At 72.3% G+C, this 18,913-nt stretch carries 16 protein-coding genes; 11 read left to right on the forward strand and 5 right to left on the reverse strand.

Annotation, left to right across the window (positions count from 1 at the left end; all coding sequences use genetic code 11):
• Nucleotides 1–41 precede the first annotated feature (41 nt).
• From mltB to PSEJ31_RS16270, 5 genes are all read left to right on the forward strand, one after another.
• Complete coding sequence (gene mltB / locus PSEJ31_RS0101585) at nt 42–1,169, forward strand: lytic murein transglycosylase B (RefSeq protein WP_019398169.1); 1,128 nt, start codon at nt 42–44, stop codon at nt 1,167–1,169.
• Nucleotides 1,166–2,263 carry a septal ring lytic transglycosylase RlpA family protein gene (locus PSEJ31_RS0101590; RefSeq protein ID WP_051403604.1) on the forward strand — a complete coding sequence of 366 codons (1,098 nt, stop codon included), beginning with the start codon at nt 1,166–1,168 and terminating at the stop codon, nt 2,261–2,263. The genes mltB and PSEJ31_RS0101590 overlap by 4 nt, the downstream gene beginning before the upstream one ends.
• Nucleotides 2,264–2,340: 77 nt before the next feature.
• The gene (locus PSEJ31_RS0101595) at nt 2,341–3,558 is read left to right on the forward strand and encodes a D-alanyl-D-alanine carboxypeptidase family protein (protein WP_028914444.1); all 1,218 of its coding nucleotides are present in this window, start codon (nt 2,341–2,343) and stop codon (nt 3,556–3,558) included.
• Nucleotides 3,559–3,826: 268 nt separating this feature from the next.
• Nucleotides 3,827–4,714, forward strand: a complete 888-nt coding sequence (locus PSEJ31_RS0101600; RefSeq protein WP_147208018.1) for a CsgG/HfaB family protein — start codon at nt 3,827–3,829, stop codon at nt 4,712–4,714.
• 151 nt (nt 4,715–4,865) lie between these two features.
• Nucleotides 4,866–6,053, forward strand: a complete 1,188-nt coding sequence (locus tag PSEJ31_RS16270; RefSeq protein ID WP_051403605.1) for a CsgG/HfaB family protein — start codon at nt 4,866–4,868, stop codon at nt 6,051–6,053.
• Nucleotides 6,054–6,104: 51 nt separating this feature from the next.
• Here PSEJ31_RS16270 and PSEJ31_RS0101610 read toward each other — a convergent pair whose 3' ends face one another.
• Entirely contained in the window at nt 6,105–7,175 is a 1,071-nt protein-coding gene (locus PSEJ31_RS0101610) for a lipid A deacylase LpxR family protein (protein ID WP_083852396.1), read from the reverse strand.
• A gap of 147 nt (nt 7,176–7,322) precedes the next feature.
• Here PSEJ31_RS0101610 and PSEJ31_RS0101615 point away from each other — a divergent pair, with 147 nt between their 5' ends.
• From PSEJ31_RS0101615 to PSEJ31_RS0101630, 4 genes are all read left to right on the forward strand, one after another.
• Nucleotides 7,323–7,601, forward strand: coding sequence for a DUF493 family protein (locus PSEJ31_RS0101615; RefSeq protein ID WP_019398039.1), 279 nt, complete (start codon nt 7,323–7,325; stop codon nt 7,599–7,601).
• The gene (gene lipB, locus PSEJ31_RS0101620; protein ID WP_026010396.1) at nt 7,589–8,302 is read left to right on the forward strand and encodes a lipoyl(octanoyl) transferase LipB; all 714 of its coding nucleotides are present in this window, start codon (nt 7,589–7,591) and stop codon (nt 8,300–8,302) included. The genes PSEJ31_RS0101615 and lipB overlap by 13 nt, the downstream gene beginning before the upstream one ends.
• A 361-nt stretch (nt 8,303–8,663) precedes the next feature.
• Nucleotides 8,664–9,677, forward strand: a complete 1,014-nt coding sequence (lipA, locus tag PSEJ31_RS0101625; protein ID WP_028914446.1) for a lipoyl synthase — start codon at nt 8,664–8,666, stop codon at nt 9,675–9,677.
• Nucleotides 9,678–9,894: 217 nt separating this feature from the next.
• Complete coding sequence (locus PSEJ31_RS0101630; protein WP_037034227.1) at nt 9,895–12,075, forward strand: carboxy terminal-processing peptidase; 2,181 nt, start codon at nt 9,895–9,897, stop codon at nt 12,073–12,075.
• A gap of 143 nt (nt 12,076–12,218) precedes the next feature.
• Here the strand turns inward: PSEJ31_RS0101630 and PSEJ31_RS0101635 are convergent, their stop codons facing one another.
• Nucleotides 12,219–12,722, reverse strand: a complete 504-nt coding sequence (locus tag PSEJ31_RS0101635; protein ID WP_019398043.1) for a winged helix-turn-helix transcriptional regulator — start codon at nt 12,720–12,722, stop codon at nt 12,219–12,221.
• Between the two features lie 149 nt (nt 12,723–12,871).
• Here PSEJ31_RS0101635 and PSEJ31_RS0101640 point away from each other — a divergent pair, with 149 nt between their 5' ends.
• Nucleotides 12,872–14,182 (forward strand): D-amino acid dehydrogenase, encoded by a 1,311-nt coding sequence (locus tag PSEJ31_RS0101640; protein ID WP_028914448.1) that lies wholly within the window; start codon nt 12,872–12,874, stop codon nt 14,180–14,182.
• Between the two features lie 52 nt (nt 14,183–14,234).
• Complete coding sequence (gene alr, locus PSEJ31_RS0101645; RefSeq protein WP_028914449.1) at nt 14,235–15,305, forward strand: alanine racemase; 1,071 nt, start codon at nt 14,235–14,237, stop codon at nt 15,303–15,305.
• A gap of 208 nt (nt 15,306–15,513) precedes the next feature.
• Here the strand turns inward: alr and PSEJ31_RS0101650 are convergent, their stop codons facing one another.
• Genes PSEJ31_RS0101650 through PSEJ31_RS0101660 form a run of 3 tightly spaced genes read right to left on the reverse strand, consistent with a single transcriptional unit; the run spans nt 15,514 to nt 18,897 of the window.
• Complete coding sequence (locus PSEJ31_RS0101650) at nt 15,514–16,461, reverse strand: BadF/BadG/BcrA/BcrD ATPase family protein (RefSeq protein ID WP_028914450.1); 948 nt, start codon at nt 16,459–16,461, stop codon at nt 15,514–15,516.
• Complete coding sequence (locus tag PSEJ31_RS0101655; RefSeq protein ID WP_028914451.1) at nt 16,461–17,618, reverse strand: SIS domain-containing protein; 1,158 nt, start codon at nt 17,616–17,618, stop codon at nt 16,461–16,463. Before PSEJ31_RS0101655 ends, PSEJ31_RS0101650 begins: the two co-directional genes overlap by 1 nt.
• Entirely contained in the window at nt 17,608–18,897 is a 1,290-nt protein-coding gene (locus PSEJ31_RS0101660) for a D-tagatose-bisphosphate aldolase, class II, non-catalytic subunit (protein ID WP_019398048.1), read from the reverse strand. Before PSEJ31_RS0101660 ends, PSEJ31_RS0101655 begins: the two co-directional genes overlap by 11 nt.
• Between the last annotated feature and the right edge of the window lie 16 nt (nt 18,898–18,913).

The following is an 18,913-nucleotide window of genomic DNA, read 5'->3' on the forward strand; positions in this document are numbered from 1 at the left end:
GCGCGCATGCTAATCTGCCTTCGATGACCAGGAAGCCCGCAATGCGCGGCCGTGTGCTGACCGGCCTGATCCTCGCCGGACTGCTGGGCTGCACGCCCCGCGCCGGCGTCGTGTCCCAGAACCCGCCGGACGCGGTCCCGGTGGCCGCCACGTCCACGCCGGCCGAGGCCCGGCCCGAGGCCCCGGCCGCCGCGCCGGTGGACCTCACCCCGGTGCCGTTCGAGCTGGCGCGCGCGCGCTTCGTCGCCCAGACCAGCGAGCGCTACGGCATTCCCGCCGCCGAGATCGAGGCCACCCTGGCCCGGGCGAACTTCCTCGACAGCGTGGTCGCGGCGATGTCGCGACCGGCCGAGCGGGTCAAGCCCTGGCACGAGTACCGGCCGATGTTCATCAGCCAGGCCCGGATCGACGGTGGCCGCCGCTTCCTCGAACAGCACCGGGCGAAGCTGGCGAAGGTGGAGGCCGAAACCGGCGTGCCGGCCGAGGTGATCGTGGCGATCATCGGCGTGGAGACCAGCTACGGCGCCAACACCGGCCGCTATTCGGTGCTCGACGCGCTGTACACCCTGGCCTTCCGCTACCCGCGCAGCGGCGACCCGGCCAAGCTCGAGCGCGAGGTGCGGCGCGAGCTGTTCTTCCGCGAGGAACTGGCGCAGCTGTTCGCGCTGGGCCGCGAGGAAAAGCTCGACATCGCCGCGCTCAAGGGCAGCTACGCCGGCGCCATGGGCATGGGCCAGTTCATGCCCTCCAGCTACCGCGAGTACGCGGTGGACGGCGACGGCGACGGCCGCCGCGACCTGTTCGGCAGCCTCGACGACGTGTTCGCCTCGGTCGCCAACTACTTCGTGGAGAAGGGCGGCTGGGTGCGCGGCGGCCTGGTCGCGGTGCCGGCCACCCTGGAGCCGGGGCGCGAGCCGTTCGAGCCGTCCGAGTGGGCGCCCACCCACAGCCTGGCCGAGCTGGCCGCGCGCGGCTACACCCCGCAGGCGCCGGTGCCGGCGGGCGCCACCGCCACCCCGGTCAGCCTGGCCGGCAGCAACGGCCCGCAGTACTGGCTGGGCTTCCAGAACTACTACGCGATCACCCGCTACAACATCTCCAAGATGTACGCGATGGCGGTGTTCCAGCTGTCGGAGGCGATCGCCGGGCGGGAGATCCCGCCGGCATGACCCGGCGCCGGGCCCGGACCCTGGGGCTGCGCGCCGCCATGGTGCTGGCCGCGCTTGCGCTGGCCGCCTGCGGCAGCGCGCCGAAGAAGCCTGCGGCCCCGTCCACGGGCGGGGCCGGCGGCGCGCCCGCGGGCGCCGCGCCGGCCGGCGATTGCGCCGGGGTCTACTACCCGCCGGCGCAGGAGGACCCGTCCACCCGCGGCCACTACACGGCCGGTGGGCTGTACAAGCCCGGGGTGCCTGACCGGCTCCCCGACCACCTGCCCAACGTCGACTGCATCCCCGAGCCGGTGGTGACCGACGAGCCGCGCTCGCCGGTCGGCAACCGCTCGCCGTACACGGTGCTGGGCAAGCAGTACAAGGTGCTGGACCGCCCGCACGGCTACGTCGAGCAGGGCATCGCCTCCTACTACGGCGCCAAGTTCCACGGCCGCCGCACCTCGAACATGGAGGTGTACGACATGTACGCCTTCACCGCCGCGCACAAGACCCTGCCGCTGCCCAGCTTCGCCCGCGTCACCAACCTGGACAACGGCAAGTCGGTGGTGGTGCGGGTCAACGACCGCGGCCCGTTCCACGAGGGCCGGGTGATCGACCTCAGCTACGCCGCGGCGGTCAAGCTGGGCATCCATCCGCGCGGTACCGGGCGGGTCGAGGTGCGCGCGCTGGTCCCGGGCGAGGACGACGGCACCCGTTACGCCGGCCGCGCCGCCACCCCCGCTGCGCGCCCGGCCACGCCCGCGCCGGTGCAGACCGCGCCGGCCACCCCGGCCACCGCCCTGGACCAGCTGGTGCAGGCGCTGCCACCGGATCCGCCGCCCGCTGCCGCCGCGCCGGCAGCCGCCACCCCCGCCGCGCCGGCCGCCGCTGCGTCGACCCTGCTGCAGGTGGCCAGCTTCTCCAGCGCCGACAATGCCCGCCGCGCCCTGGAACGGTTGCTGGCCGCGGGCATCAGCGACGCGCGCCTGGAGGACGTGGTCAGCGGCGGGCGCACCCTGTGGCGCCTGCGGGTGCCGGCCGCCGGCGACCCGGCGGAACTTGCACTGCGCATCGCCGGTCTGGGATTCGGTACCCCGCAGCCGGTGCGCGACTGAGCCGGGGCTACAATCCGTCCTTTCGTCCTTCCCTTCCGCCCGGCCGCGAGCCGGTTGCCGCAGGAGTTCCCGTTTCCATGAAGTTCCGTTCCCCAGGCATGCTCGCCGCCCTCGCCGCGGTGGCCACCTTCGCCTTCGGCCTGGCCAGCGCCCAGGCGCCGGCACCCGCCCCGGCGGCGCCGGCCGCCGCCGCGCCGGCCCCGGTCGCGATCCCGCCGGCGCCGCGTCCCTCCCAGGCCACCGCCTGGCTGGTGATGGACTACGCCACCGGCCAGATCCTGGCCGGGGAGAACGTCGACGAGCGGGTGGAACCGGCCAGCATCACCAAGGTGATGACCGCCTACGTGATCGCCGCGGAAATGGCCGCCGGCCGGGTCCGGCCCGACGACCAGGTGCTGATGAGCGAGCGCGCATGGCGCGAGGGCGGCGCGCGCACCGACGGCAGCTTCAGCGGCTTCCCGGTCAACCAGACCGCGCCGCTGGAGGAGATGGAGAAGGGCATGGCGGTGCAGTCGGGCAACGACGCCGCGATCGCCCTGGCCGAGCACGTGGCCGGCACCCAGGAGGCGTTCGCCGACCTGATGAACAGCTACGCGGCGAAGATCGGCATGAAGAACAGCCACTTCGTCAACGCCCACGGCCTGTCGGCGGAAGGGCACTACAGCACCGCGCGCGACCTGGCGCTGCTGGGCCGCGCCTTCGTGCGCGACTACCCGGAGCAGTACGCGTACAACAAGATCAAGGAATTCACGGTCAACGGCATCACCCAGCCGAACCGCAACCTGCTGCTGTGGCGCGATTCCTCGGTCGACGGCATCAAGACCGGGCACCACTCCAGGGCCGGCTACTGCCTGATGAGCTCGGCCCAGCGCGGCGACCAGCGCCTGATCGCGGTGCTGATGGGCGGCGCCTCCGAGCGCCAGCGCGCCGACGACAGCCTGGCCCTGCTCAACTGGGGCTTCCGCTTCCACGAGACCCACCGCCTGTACGAGCCCGGCAAGCCGGTGGCTTCGCTGAAGGTGTGGAAGGGCAAGGCCGACCAGGTGCAGCTGGGCGTGGCCGAGCCGCTGCTGGTGAGCGTGGCCCGTGGCCGCTACGGCGACCTCAAGCCGGCGATGGAAGTGCCGCGCTCGCTGGTGGCGCCGATTGCCGCCGGGCAGCAGATCGGCACGGTGAAGGTGTCGCTGGACGGCCAGGTCATCGCCGAGGCGCCGCTGGTAGCCACCGGCGCGGTCGAGGAGGCCGGTTTCTTCAAGCGCCTGTGGGACGCGTTCTGGATGTGGTGGGAATCCTGACGGATCGCCCACGCAACGCCCTGGAAACAGCCGGCCCCGCGCCGGCTGTTTTCGTTGCGCGCGACCGCGCCTCCCGACGGGTGGCGCCCGCCCGGGTTATTCCATCGTTTATCCTCGGCCGGCGCGTTGCCTGCCGAGGTCGCGCGTGGCGGGCGGGATTGCCCGCGCTTTGTGCAAATCTCCAACGGGGAAAAACATGGGCAATAGGAAGGCAGTACGCGCGGCGCTCGGCGCCGCGTTGACGGTGGCGCTTGTGTCCGCTCCGGCCATGGCGCAACGGCAGAGCGCGCAGGAACTGCGCCAGCAGCAGGCGGCGGAGATCCCGGTATGCAAGAAGCCGCTGGGCACGATCTCGGTACTGGAACCGGAGCATGGGGTGAACTGGTGGAGCGGCCACCAGCTCCCGGAGCCCTCGCGCCTGATCAAGGTGTTCGTGTCGCGCTCGCGCTGCTTCACCCTGGTCGACCGCGGCGCCGGCATGGCCGCCGCGCAGAACGAGCGCGCGCTGGCGGCGGACGGCAACCTGCGCCGCGGCTCCAACGTCGGCAAGGGCCAGGTCAAGGCGGCCGACTACGTGCTGGTGCCTGACCTGATCTCGCAGAACAGCGACGCCGGCGGCAACGCGGTCGGCGGCCTGCTCAGCGGCCTGGTCGGCGGCCGTGCCGGGCAGGTGCTCGGCGGCCTCAACTTCAAGAAGAAGACCGCCGACGTGGTGCTGACGGTCACCGACGTGCGCTCCTCCGAGCAGGTGGCGCTGGCCGAGGGCAGCGCCAAGAAGACCGACATCGGCTTCGGCGCGCGCGGCAACCTGTTCTCGGGCAGCGGCCTGGGCGCGGCCGGCGTCGGCGGCTACGCCAACACCGAGATCGGCCAGGTCATCACCCTGGCCTACCTGCAGGCCTACACCAACCTGGTCGCCCAGCTCGGCGGCCTGCCGGAGGACGCCTCGGCGGCCAGCCCGATCCAGGCCCTGCGCGTAACCCGCGCGGCGCGCATGCTGGCCAACGCCAAGGGCACCGGCAAGGCGGTGCGCGACCTGGAGCCTGGCATGCTGCTGTACCCGACCGGGCAGAAGGACGGGGCGATGTGGGAAGTCGAGGACGAACTCGGCAACCGCGGCTGGGTCAATTCGACCAGCACCGAACTGGCCCGCTGAGCGCGGCGGTTCCGGGGAAGGCCGGCGCTTTGCCGGCCTTTTCCTTTTGCGGGAGGGTGGCCTCCCGGCCTTGTTCATTGAAATGAAGGTTTCGTTAAACTTGGCTTCCTGCGCGCCGCAACCAGGCGCCAGAGCAATCCAAGGGGAAACCATGAGCCATCCGCATCTTCCGTCCCGTGCCCTGGTGCTGGGCGCGGTCCTCGCCACGGCGGCCTGGGCGCCGGACGCCCGCGCCGCCCTGTTCGGCTCCACCTGCAGCGAGCCGATCGGCACCGTGCGCATCTCCGAGCCGGACGACGGCGACGAGCTGTGGGCCAGCTACGGCCTGTCGGCCCCGACCCGCATGCTGCGGGTGCTGGTCAACGAATCGCGCTGCTTCACCGTGGTCGACCGCGGCGCCGGCCTGGCCGCGATCCGTGCCGAGCAGGAGCTGGCCGCGGCCGGCCAGCTGCGCGAGGGCCACAACGTCGGCGGTGGCCAGATCCGCGCCGCCGACTTCGTGCTGGTCCCGGACATCGTCTCGCAGAACGCCAATGCCGGCGGCAGCAGCTTCGGGGTCGAGGCCGAGGCCAAGCGCGGCCTGCTGCGCGGGATCACCGGCGCCGGCCGCGCCGGCGTGTCCACCCGGCGCCAGAACGCGGAGGTGGTGCTGACCCTGATCGATGCGCGCACCTCCGAGCAGGTGGCCACCGTCAGCGGCGAGGCCAAGATCTCCGACAAGGCCTGGGACGCGGCGCTGCGCGCGCAGCAGGCCCAGGCCGGCGTGCGCGGCGGGATCCACTACAGCAGCTGGGAAAACACCGAGATCGGCAAGGTGATCAAGAAGGCCTACGAGGAGGCCTTCGAGAAGATGGAGCCGGCCCTGCGCCGGCTGGCCGCGCAGCGCACCGGGCGCCCGCAGGGGATGATGTCCGCCGCCCTGGGCCTGCTGGGCGTGCCCAAGGACGCCCCGGCGGCGCTGCGGACGGGCGCGGCGCCCGCCCCGGTGGCCGCCGCCGCGGCTCCGGCCCCCGTGCCGGCCGCTGCGCCGGAACCGGAGCCGGCCCCCGTCGCCGCCGCGCCCGCCGCCGAACCGGCGGTTGCCGCGCCGGCGCCGGCGGCGGTGGTGGCGCCGGACATGGACGCGGACGCGGAGCTGCTGGCCAGCCAGACCCTGGCCCTGCGCCGTACCGCGCGCCTGCTGGCCCAGCCCAGCGCCGACGCCGACGTCGTGGCCGAGCTGCGCACCGGCATGCTGCTGTTCCCGACCGGCGGCAAGCAGGGCACCATGCTCGAGGTCGAAAACGAGGTCGGCCAGCGCGGCTGGGTGCCCTCGGCCGCGGTCACCGTCGCCCAGTAAGGCGCGTTCCCCCGGCGCCGCCGCGCGGCGGCGCCGGCTTCCCGGCCGGGCCTACAGCATCCGGCTGATGGTGAAGCTGCCGAACACCGGCCGCTCCTTCTGCCCCTCGAACTCGCGCGCGCCGTGGTAGCGCGCCAGCGCGAACTTCCAGCGGCCGTGGGTCACGGCCATCCCGTAGCCGACCTCGCCCACCAGCGGCCGCTTGTCCACGCTGTGGCTGCTGCGGAAGGTGTTGCCGTCCAGGGTGATGTCGCGCGCCACCGCGCGCACGTCGGAGGTGGCGAACACGTGCCAGGACCAGCCCGACAGGCGTTCGCGCGCCGGCGCGGTGTTCTCGCCGGCCGGACGCAGCGGGGTGCTGCCGAAGTCGTCGGGCAGGCGCCAGCCCCAGCGCAGTTCCAGGCCGGTGTTGACGTAGGTGGCGCGGTTGCCGAGGGCGCCGCCGTAGTGCGCGATCGCGTCCCAGCCCCAGCCGCCGGCGTTGCCCTCGCTGTCGCCCCAGCGGTGCATGCGTTCGTGCACGATGCCCAGCAGCGGCTCGTTGTGCAGCTGGTTGTCCCAGCCGCGGAAGTCCTCGCCGTCGAACACGTGGTGCACCGCCCTCTGCACCTGCTTGCCCAGGGCCGCCGGGCCGATCACGCCCAGCTGCAGCTGGGTGGTGCGCAGGCTGTCGCCGCTGCGCGCGTTGTAGCCGAAGCTGGCCATCAGGATCGCCGCGTACGGGCGGTCGTCGGGGATCAGGTCGGCGCGGCTGTAGTCGGTGGGCGTGTACAGGCTCTGGCTGATGCTGAACACCATGTTCTGCTGCTCGAAGCGGCCGGGATGCAGCCGCTCCAGGTAGCGGTTGATCCAGCGCGCGGGGCGCGGCAGGCAGGGGTCGTCGGTGTAGTCGGCCAGGTTGGGCGAGACCAGGGTGATCACCGCGCCATTGGTGTATCCCTGGTCCTGGTTCTCGCCGCCGAACAGGTCGTTGTCGACGCGGAAGTTCACCGCCGGCGGGGTTTCGCTGAGGCGGCTGCTGCTGCATTGCGGGGCGGCGATGGCCGCGGCGGGGAACAGGAAGACCAACAACAACGCGGCGGTGGGGACGCGCGGGGGTCGCGTCCGTGCGGGAGCGGGCATGGGCGGGATCCTTGGGCGGGGGAGGTGGCGGGGGAGGGACGCGCATTGAATCGCATGCGGAGCGTCCGCGGGGCGTGCATGGCCGCACCGGTGCGTTGCAACGCGCCGCCGCTTGGGTTCGCGCACGCAGGCCCTGATAATGCCCCGATGGAAATCAAGTCCGACAACCCCGAGCACGGCTTCCAGTTCCCCGGCACCTTCGAGCTCAGCGCCATGGGCGCGGCCGACAAGGGCCTGGAGACCGAACTGCCCCGGCTGCTGGCCGCCACCGGCGTGGAAGTGCTGGAGGAAAGCGTGCAGTGGCGCCATTCCTCCAACGGCCGCTACGTTTCGGTGCGGATCGGCTTCCGCGCCCAGAGCCGCGAGCAGTACGAGCGCGCCCACCAGGCGCTGCGCGACCATCCGGAAGTGAAATGGACGCTGTGAACGCCTGCGGCGCCTCCGCGGCGCCGGCCCGCGCCCTGCGCCCGGCGCGGGTATTCGACCTCGGCCGCCAGGCCTACGAGCCGGTGTGGCGGGCAATGCAGCGTTTCACCGACGCGCGCGATGGCGACACCGTGGACGAGCTGTGGCTGGTCGAGCACGAGCCGGTGTTCACCCTCGGCCAGGCCGGCAAGCCCGAGCACGTGCTGGCGCCGGGCGACATCCCGGTGCTGCACGTGGACCGCGGCGGCCAGGTGACCTACCACGGCCCCGGCCAGATCGTGCTCTACCCGCTGCTGGACCTGCGCCGGCTGGGCGTGGGCGTGCGCGAGTACGTGTGCCGGATCGAGCAGGCGATCATCGACACGCTCGGGGAATGGAACATCGGCGGCGAGCGCCGCGAGGGCGCGCCGGGCGTGTACGTGGGCGGGGCCAAGGTCGCGGCGCTGGGCATCCGCGTGCGCCGCGGCTGCTGCTTCCACGGCCTGTCGTTCAACATCGGCATGGACCTGGAGCCGTTCCACCGGATCAATCCCTGCGGTTACCAGGGGCTGCGCGTGACCTCGTTGCAGGACCTGGGCGGCCCGTCCTCGATGGATGCGGTCAAGCCGGTGCTGCTGGAGCAGGTCGCGCGCCAGTTCGGGCTGGAGCTGCGGCCCCAGGCGGGGCTGCCCGACCTCTCCGCCGCGCCAGGCGGGGAATGAAGACCGGCGCCGCGTGCGCCGGGAATGAAACCGGGTGCCGGCGTGCGTGAAGTGTTGCCGCGCGCCGCTGGCCTGGCCGCACTGCCCGGGGCTTCCCCCTCCCGCTCGCCGCCCTGGCTCCGATGCGCGACCACGGGCCATCCATGGCCTGCTTGCCCCATCCCCCGCGCTACCGCGTCCGCGGGCGCGCCGGGCGCGTGGCTTCGTTTTCCCGTACCCGGAGTGGGGTGCCATCCAGCTGCGCCGCAGGCGCGGACAGTGGGGGCTGGCCCCGTCCGTTCCATCCGCCGCCACCGGGCGTTCCGGTCCCGGCACTGCTGGTGCCGGGCGCGGGGCGCGGCGGCGGCCTACAATAGGCGCCATGACTGACGCCGCTCCCCGCACCATCCCGCTCCAGGTCCTGTCCGAACCTGTCGCCCCGGCGGCTCCGCTGCAGGCCGGGGCCAAGCAGCTGGGCGGGGACAAGATCGGCCGTTCTCCTGTGCAGTTCGCCGACGCCCCGGTGCTGCGCAAGCCTTCGTGGATCCGCGTGCGCATCCCGTCCGGCAACGCCGTGCAGAACCTCAAGGCCAAGCTGCGCGCCAACCGCCTGGTCACGGTGTGCGAGGAGGCCAGCTGCCCGAACATCCACGAGTGCTTCGGCCACGGCACCGCGACCTTCATGATCCTCGGCGAGGTCTGCACCCGCCGCTGCTCGTTCTGCGACGTGGCCCACGGCCGCCCGAAGCCGCCGGATCCGGACGAGCCGGCCAGCCTCGGCCAGACCGTGGCCGACATGGGCCTGAGGTACGTGGTGGTCACCAGCGTGGACCGCGACGACCTGCGCGACGGCGGCGCCCAGCACTTCGTCGACTGCATCGCCGCCATCCGCGAGCGCGCTCCCGGCACCCGGATCGAGATCCTGACCCCGGACTTCCGCGGCAAGGGGCGCATGGAGCGCGCGCTGGAAATCCTGGCGAAGAACCCACCGGACGTGTTCAACCACAACATCGAGACCGTCCCGGACCTGTACCGCAACGTGCGCCCGGGCGCGGACTACCAGTGGTCGCTGACCCTGCTGAAGAACTTCAAGGCGCAGCATCCGTCGATCCCGACCAAGTCCGGGATCATGCTGGGCCTGGGCGAGACCCTTGAGCAGGTGCAGGCGACCCTGCGCGACCTGCGCGCGCACGACGTGGACATGGTCACCATCGGCCAGTACCTGCAGCCGACCGCGCACCACCACCCGGTGATGCGCTACTGGACCCCCGAGGAGTTCAAGGCGCTGGAGGAGTACGGCTACCAGCTGGGCTTCAGCCACGTCGCCTCCGGGCCGATGGTACGTTCGTCCTACCACGCCGACCGCCAGGCGGCCGGCGCCGGGGTGGCGGCCTGAGCCGGCCGCGCGCGGTCCTTCTCCTCCGCGGGCGCCGGCCCCGTCGCGCCCCGTCGCCACGCCGTTTCCGTTCACCTTTCCCTACGCCGCAGCGGCTAGCCTGCGGCGGAACGTCCCCGTGCACCCACGGGACCGTCCGGCAACTTCCGGCGCCGGCCGTGGTCCCAGTGGCGGTGACGCCCGATTTCCAACGGCCGCCTCCGGCCCGAGCCCCCGCATGAATTCCAGAATCACCGCAGCACTGTTCGCCCTCCTGCTGGCCGCCCCCGCGGCGCTGCTCGCGCGCGCCGACGCCCCCGCGCAGGTGGCCGTGGCGCCGACCCCGGACCAGTCCACCACCACCCGCCTGGTCTACGGCCTGCTGTCGGACAGCCGCTACGCCTACCGCCCGCGCCCGGCCGACGACGCGATGTCCGAGGACATCTTCCGCCGCTACCTGGAGGCGCTGGACGGCAACAAGCAGTACTTCACCGCGGCCGACATCCAGCGCTTCGAGCCCTACCGCCTGCAGCTGGACGACGCCGTGCGCGGCGGCGACCCGAGCCCCGCGTTCGCCATGTTCTCGGTGTACCGGCAGCGGGTGGTCGAGCGCGTGGCCTACGCGCAGAAGCTGCTGCAGGAAGGCAACTTCGACTTCAGCGGCAACGAGCGCTGGGAATACGACCGCCAGAACGCGCCGTGGGCCGCCGACGGCGCCGAGCTGGACGCGCTGTGGCGCAAGTCGGTGATGAACGACTGGCTGCGCCTGAAGCTGGCCGGCAAGGAGCCGGAGGAGATCCGCAGGACGCTGGAGAAGCGCTACGCCCAGCTGGCCCGCTCGGTGGACCAGCTCAAGAGCGAGGACGTGTTCTCGATCTTCCTCAATGCCTACACCGCCTCGATCGACCCGCACACCAACTACCTCAACCCGCGCACGGCCGAGAACTTCAACCAGGCCATGTCGCTGTCGCTGGAGGGCATCGGCGCCCAGCTGCAGCGCCAGGACGACGTGGTGGTGGTGCGCGAGATCATCCCCGGCGGCCCGGCGGCCCTGGACGGCACGCTCAAGGCCGGCGACCGCATCGTCGGGGTGGGCCAGGGCAAGTCCGGGCCGGTCGAGGACGTGATCGGCTGGCGCATCGACGACGTGGTCGCCAAGATCCGCGGTGCCAAGGGCACCCAGGTGCGGCTGGAGTACATCCCGGCCGAGGATGGCCTGGACGGCGAGCACCGCACCGTGACCCTGACCCGCGCGCGGGTCCAGCTGTCCGAGCAGGCGGCCAAGAGCAAGCTGTACAACATCCCGGCGCAGGACGGCCTGCCGGCGCGCAAGATCGGCGTGATCGAGCTGCCGACCTTCTACCAGGACTTCGAGGGCCGCCGCCGCAACGGCAGCGACTACACCTCCGCCACCCGCGACGTGGCCAACCTGCTGGCGCGCTTCCGGGAAGAGGGCGTGGACGGCGTGGTCCTGGACCTGCGCAACAACGGCGGCGGCTCGCTGGACGAGGCGGTGCAGCTGACCGGCCTGTTCATCGACCGCGGTCCGGTGGTGCAGGTGCGCGAGTCCGGCGGCCGGGTCACGGTCAACAGCGACAACAAGCCGGGCGTGGCCTGGGACGGCCCGCTGGCGGTGCTGGTCAACCGTGCCTCGGCCTCGGCCTCGGAGATCTTCGCCGGGGCGATGCAGGACTACGGCCGCGCCCTGATCATCGGCGAGACCACCTTCGGCAAGGGCACGGTGCAGAACCTGGTCGACCTGGACCGCTGGCCGGCTTCCGAGGGCCCGCGCTTTGGCCACGTCAAGCTGACCATCGCCCAGTTCTTCCGCATCGAAGGCGGCAGCACCCAGCACAAGGGCGTGGTCCCCGACATCGCCTACCCGCTGAGCGTGGACGCCAACGAGTTCGGCGAGAGCACCTACGACAACGCCCTGCCGTGGACCCGCATCGCCGCGGTGCCGCACGAGCGCTACGGCAACTTCCAGCCGCTGCTGCCGCGCCTGCAGGCCATGCATGCGCGCCGCATCGCCGACGACCTGGAGTTCCAGTGGTGGAGCGAGGACGTGGCGCGCTACCGCGAGGAAGCGGCGAAGAAGTACCTGTCGCTCAACGAGGCCGAGCGCCGCGCCGAGCGCGAGCGCCAGGAGAAGCAGCGCAAGGAGCGCCAGGCGATCCGCAAGGAGAAGGGCCTGGAGCTGGATCCGCTGGCCGAGGACTTCGACGACGGCCTGACCGCCAGCGAGCGCGACGTGGTCAAGGACGCCGAGCGCGAGAAGGCGGCCGAGAAGCGCCCGGACCCGTTGCAGCGCGAGGCCGCCGCGATCCTGGCCAACGCCATCGGCCTGCTGGAGCAGGACCGTCCGCTGACCGCGCAGGTGCTGCCGCTGACCGCCTCGGCGGTGCGCTGGGCGCGCTGAGCCCCGGCGCCGGTGGTGCAATGAAGAACGGCGGCCCAGGGGCCGCCGTCTTTCTTTGTGCGTTCCGCGCGCGTTGCAAGCCGATCCCGGCTGCGCTCCGCTTGCCCGCGTTACCAATCGCCAATCACCAATCACCAATCCCGTCAGTCAGGCACATCCAGCGCCAGTGTCTCCTTGACCTCCTCCATCACGATGTAGCTCTTGGACTCGCGCACGTGCGGCAGGGTCAGCAGGCTGCTGCCCAGCAGCCGGCGGTAGGAGGCCATCTCGGTGATGCGCGCCTTGATCAGGTAGTCGAAGTCGCCGGAGACCAGGTGGCATTCCAGCACGTTGGGCAGCTTCAGCGCGGCGCGGCGGAATTCCTCGAAGATGTCGCCGGACTTGTAGGCCAGGCTGATCTGCACGAACACCAGCAGGCTGGCGCCCAGGTGCTGCGGATTGAGGCGGGCGTGGTAGCCGGTGATCACCCCGTCGCGCTCCAGCCGGCGCACGCGCTCGGTGCAGGGCGTGGTCGACAGGCCCACGCGCTCGCCCAGCTCGGTGAAGGAGATGCGGCCCTCCTCCTGCAGGATGCGCAGGATGTGGCGGTCGATCCGGTCCAGGTGGCGTGGACGGTCGCCGCGCAGGCGTTCGGGGCGGGCGGGCATGGAAACCTCCGTGGAAGCGGCCTGTGGCAGTGCAAAGGCCGGCTGGCGGGAAGAAAAACAGAAAATAATCCTGGAATCGTGGCGGTAGTATGCGCGCATTCCATGGCTCCGGCGCTTCGGGGCAGTGAAAGCTCCTGACGGAGGGTGCGATGCAGCGGGTCCTGGTTCTTGGCAGTGGCGTGATTGGCGTGGCCAGCGCGTGGTATCTGGCGCGCGCCGGCTTCGAGGTGGCCGTGGTCGACCGCGAGCCGGGCCCGGCGCGCGGCGCCAGCTTCGCCAACGCCGGACAGATCTCGCCGGGCTATGCTTCGCCCTGGGCGGCGCCGGGCGTGCCGCTGAAGGCGATCAAGTGGCTGTTCCAGGAACACGCCCCGCTGGCGATCCGCCTGACCTCCGACCCGGCCCAGTACCGCTGGCTGTGGCAGATGCTGCGCAACTGCACCGCCGGCCGCTACGCGGTGAACAAGGAGCGCATGGTGCGGCTGGCCGAGTACAGCCGCGACTGCATGGACGAGCTGGCGCGCGAGACCGGGCTGAGCTGGGAAGGCCGCAAGCTGGGCACCACCCAGCTGTTCCGCACCCAGGCCCAGCTGGACGCCGCGGCGCGCGACATCGCGGTGCTGGAGCAGGCCGGCGTGCCCTACGAGGTGCTGGACCGCGCCGGCATCGCCCGCGTGGAGCCGGCGCTGGCCGCCGCCTCCGGCCTGCTGGTGGGCGGCCTGCGCCTGCCCGGCGACCAGACCGGCGACTGCCAGCTGTTCAGCGAGCGCCTGGCGGCGATGGCCGCGGCGCAGGGCGTGGAGTTCCGCTACGGCGCGACCATCGAGGCGATCGAGTCAGATGGCGAGCGCGTCACCGGCGTGCGCATCGACGGCCGCGTCGAGACCGCCGACCGCTACGTGCTGGCGCTGGGCAGCTGGTCGCCGCGGCTGCTGCGGCCGCTGGGCATCGACCTGCCGGTGTACCCGCTCAAGGGCTACTCGCTGACCATCCCGATCACCGATCCGGAGATGGCGCCGACCTCGACCATCCTCGACGAGACCTACAAGATCGCCATCACCCGCTTCGACCAGCGCATCCGCGTTGGCGGCATGGCCGAGGTGGCCGGCTTCGACCTGCGCCTGGATCCGCGCCGGCGCGCGACCCTGGAGAAGGTGGTCAACGATCTCTACCCGCGTGGCGGCGACCTGTCCCGGGCCACGTTCTGGACCGGCCTGCGCCCGGCCACGCCCGACGGCACCCCGGTGGTGGGCGAGACCCGCCTGCGCAACCTGTACCTCAACACCGGCCACGGCACCCTGGGCTGGACCATGGCCTGCGGTTCCGGCCGCTACCTGGCCGACGTGATCGCGCGCCAGCCCACCGGCATCCGCCGCGAGGGCCTGGACATCTCGCGCTACGGCCGCGGCGGCGCGCGCGGCGACGGCAAGGGCCCGGTTCCGGCGACAATGTCGCCCTGATCCGGCGCGCATCCGCACACCGCTTCCCCGTTCCCGCTGCCCCCTGCCTGCCATGCGTCCCGCCCGCGCCCTGATCGACCTTTCCGCCCTGCGCCACAACTACCGCCTGGCACGCAGCCTCGGCGGCGGGCGCGCGCTGGCGGTGGTCAAGGCCGATGCCTACGGCCACGGCGCCGTGCGCTGCGCCGCGGCGCTGGAGCCGGAGGCCGACGGCTTCGCGGTGGCCTGCATCGAGGAGGCGCTGGTCCTGCGCGAGGCCGGGATCCGCAAGCCGATCCTGCTGCTGGAGGGCTTCTTCGAGGCTTCCGAACTGCCGCTGCTGCTGCAGCACGACCTGTGGTGCGTGGTCCACGCACCCTGGCAGGTGGAGGCGCTGGAGCGCACGCCGCTGCCGGCGCCGCTGACGGTGTGGCTGAAGCTGGACTCGGGCATGCACCGCGTGGGCATCGGCGCCGACGACTACGCCGCCACCTGGCGCCGGCTGGAGGCGCTGCCGCACGTGCGCGTGGTGGTGAAGATGAGCCATTTCGCGCGCGCCGACGAACTGGACTGCGCGCGCACCCGCGAGCAGCTGGACACCTTCGCCCGCGCCACCGCCGGGCTGCCGGGCCAGACCAGCATCTGCAACTCGCCGGCGCTGCTGGGCTGGCCGCAGGCACGCGGCGACTGGGCGCGCCCGGGCCTGATGCTGTACGGCGTCTCGCCGTTCGCCCAGGACCACGACCTGGCCGCGCAGCTGCGCCCGGTGATGACCCTGGAGTCGAAGGTGATCGCGGTGCGCGAGCTGCCCGCGGGCGAACCGGTGGGTTACGGCGCGCGCTTCGTCACCGAGGCGCCCGCCCGGGTGGGTGTGGTGGCGACGGGCTATGCCGACGGCTACCCGCAGTTCGCGGTCAACGGCACCCCGGTGGCGATCGATGGCCGCCCCGGGCGCCTCGTCGGCCGGGTGTCGATGGACATGCTCACCGTGGACCTGACCGACCACCCGCACGCCGGGGTCGGCAGCGTGGTCGAGCTGTGGGGCAGCCGGGTGCCGGCCGCGCAGGTGGTGGCGCACAGCCAGACCAGCAGCTACCGCCTGCTGTGCGCGGTCAAGCGCGTGCCGCTGCAGTACCAGGACTGAGCCCGCGCGGGCGCGGCGCGCAGGCCATCCTCCCGCGGGATGGGCCCGGCGCGCGGACTACTTGATGCAGCGGCCGGTGCCGCCACGTTTTCCGGCCAGCCCCGCGGGGCTGGCTTTTTCATGTGCCGGCGGGTGTCCGCCATGCACGGAAGAAGACGGACAGCCGGGCCATGGAGGGGAGGAGCGGCCCGGCTGTCCTTGGGGGAAATCAGGCCGGGATGGACACGCCGGCCAGGCGCGCGGCATACAGCGCCGCGCCGTAGTGCGGCGGATGCTTTGGCGCGGTCGGCACGAACCCGGCATCGGCCCGGGCCAGGGCCTCGCGGAACGGCTGCAGCAGCAGTTCGCCGGCGCTGAAGGCGCCGCCGGACCAGGACAGCGGCACCGGCGTGCCGGCCGGGAACCGCAATTCCCGGTGCAGGGCCAGCGCGATCGCCGCCAACTCCCGCGCCGCGTCGGAGAAGATCGCCAGCGCCACCGCGTCGCCCGCGGCCGCCGCCTCGCTGACCAGCCGCGACAGCTGCGCCAGCTCGCCGCGCGCCAGGCCGCCGGCGCCGTTGATCCGCGCGCACAGGTCCAGGTCGCGCTGCAGGCCGAGGGCGCGGTTGAACACCGCGTGCAGCGGGCCCTTCGGCAAGCGGCCGTCGCTCATGCGCGAATACGCGTTGAGGCCGCGCACCGCGATCCAGTAGGCCGAGCCCTCGTCGGAGAACACCTCGCCCCAGCCGCCCACGCGCGCCGCGCGTCCCTGGTACTGGCCGTAGCCGATCGAGCCGGTGCCGGCGACGATGTTGATGCCGTCGGCGCAGGCCAGCGAGCCGGCCCAGCCGCAGACCATGTCGTTGCCGCACGCGTAGCGGTCGTGGCCGAGCAGCTCGCCCGGGATCGCGTCCAGCTGCTGGTCGACGCCGCCGTCCTCGCCATGGCAGGGCAGGCCGAAGAACGCATGGGCGATGCCGGCGCGGTCGACGCCGGCCTGGGTCACCACCTGGGCGATGCCCTCGCCAAGCACGCGCACCGCTCCCTCGACGCCGACCTGGGTGACGTCGGTGGTGCCGAGCTGGGCCTCCGCCAGCACCTTGCCGCTGGCGTCGATCAGGACGAAGCGGGTCTTGGTGCCGCCACCGTCCACGCCGAGGAAGCAGGGCGCGTCCATCAGCCCTCCAGCGGATGCAGGGTCACGCCCTGGACCACGCGGTTGACCAGCCCCTGCGGGTTGGGATTGTCCGGGGCCAGGCCCAGCGCGCGCGAGGCGAAGAACGCGTAGACCTGGGCGGCGGCGATGTACGGCCACAGCAGGTCCGCGTCCGGCGCCTGCTCCATGCCCTCCAGCACGATGCTGCTGGCCAGGTGCCCGGCGCGCGGGCGCGCGGTCACCTCGACCACGTGCGCGGCGCGGCCGTCGCGGCGCAGCTCGTCGATCAGGTCGTGGTCGTAGCGGCAGGTGAGCGGGTCGTTGGACACGAACACGAACACCACGGTGCGCTCGCTGACGAAGGTCTTCGGCCCGTGGCGGAAGCCCAGCGGCGAATCGAAGCAGGTGGCCACCGCGCCGTTGGTCAGCTCGCCCAGCTTCAGCGTGGCCTCGCGCGCCAGGCCCTGGAACAGGCCGCTGCCCAGGTAGACCACGCGCTCGAACTTCTGCTCGGCCAGGGTCCTGAGCACCTTGCGCTTGCCGGCGATCACCCTGGCCATGGCATTGGCCAGCGGACCGATGCGCGCGTCCAGGGCGCCGTCGGCGGAGAACGCGGCCAGGGTGGCGTACATCATGCAGCTGAAGCTGGAGGTCATGGCGAAGCTTTCGTCATGGGTTTCCTCCGGCAGCTGGATGGTCAGCGCCTGGCGCACGTCCAGGTTGGCCAGGCCGCCCTTCGGATTGCAGGTGACCACCAGGTGGCGCACGTCCTTGACCAGCTTCTCGGCCAGGTCGACCGCGGCCAGGCTCTCGGGGCTGTTGCCCGAGCGGCCGAAGGACACCAGCAGCAGCGGCTGCTCCGGGTCCAGGTACAGGCGCGGGCAGCCGACGATGTCGGTGGTCGGCACCGCGTCCACGCGCGCCGCCACCTGGCGGTCCAGCAGCGGGGCCAGGCACTGGCCGATGTAGGCCGAGGTGCCGGCGCCGGTGAGGATCACCCGCGCGTTGGGATTGCCCGCCACCGGCGCGATGAACGCGGCCAGTTCGGCATGCATCTGCGCGACCAGGGCATGGGTGCGCACGAGCATGCGCGGCTGCTGCTCGATCTCGCGCGCGGTGGCCAGCGCCTTGGCGGCGGCCAGTTCGGATTCGGGGATGCCCAGGAACTCAGTGGTCATTAGCGATGCTGCAGGCGAAGTGGTAGTCGTTGAGGACGGAGATGACGTGGGCCACGGCCAGGTCGTGCGGATCGTTGCCGGCCAGGCCGTCGCGCAGCTCGGCCAGCGCGCGCGGCAGGTACTGGCCGACCAGCGAGATCGGTGCCGGGTTGGCGCGCAGGTTGGCGAACAGGCGCTGGCGCGAGGCCTCGATCGCCGGGTCGGGCCAGTAGTAGCGGATGCGGTCGCTGAGGCTGTAGTTGAGGTCGACGGTCAGCTGCTGGCCGCGCGAGTGGTAGTAGCGTTGCCAGTACTTCGGCTCGGCGCGCATGCGGTCCAGCGCGGTCTCGCGCAGCTCGGCGCGCGCGTCCGGGGCGATCCACTCGCGCTCGATCGCGTCCAGCGCCCACAGCGCCTCGCGCAGGGCGAAGGTCAGGCCGGGGCCGACCTTGAGGATGGCGAAGTGGTCGCGCACCAGCGCGGCCAGCGCGTTGCGGGTCTGGTAGTCGGTGGAATGGGCCTCGAACACCATGCCCGGCACCGACTCGATCGCCTGGCTCAGGGCGGCGGCCTTCTCCGGCACGTAGTCCACCACCTGGTGGTGGTCGAACTCCACGCCCGGTTGCACCACCGAGGCGATCACCCGCTCCCAGGCTGCTTCCAGGCCGGCGGCCAGGAACGCGTCCCTGTGCGCCTGGATCGTGGCCAGCGCCGCCGCGGGCGTGGTCACCGCCAGCCCTTCGATGGCTTCGGTGGCGCCGCCCGGCACCGGCACCTCGGTGCCGATCACGTACACCGGCGCCTCGCCGCCGGCCTGCCGCCATGCGGCCTCGGCGGCCTGGCACAGGCGCACCGCGCGGCGGACGATCTCCGCTTCCGGCAGTGGTTCCGGATCGCCGGCGCAGGCCATGGAGCAGTCCAGGTGGATCTTGCGGAAGCCTGCGGCCACGTAGGCGGCCACCATCACCTCGGCCTTGGCCATCGCCTGTTCCGGGTCCAGCGCGGTCCACGGGTTGGGGCCGAGGTGGTCGCCGCCGAGCACGATCCGCGCCGGGTCGAAGCCGACCTTGGCGGCGATGCCGTGGACGAAGGCGACGAAGTCGGCCGGGGTCATGCCGGTGTAGCCGCCGTCCTGGTTGACCTGGTTGCAGGTCGCCTCGAACAGGACGAAGGGCAGGCCGGCGCGCTGCGCATGGCGCAGCGAGGCCTCGATGACGATGGGGTGGGCCGAGCAGATCGAGGTCACGCCGCAGGGGATGCCCTGCTTGTGGCGCGCGACCAGGTCCTGGAGAACGTGCATGGGAAACGAACCTCGG

It is taken from the genome of Pseudoxanthomonas sp. J31 (genome assembly GCF_000510725.1).
Classification (GTDB): Bacteria; Pseudomonadota; Gammaproteobacteria; order Xanthomonadales; family Xanthomonadaceae; genus Pseudoxanthomonas.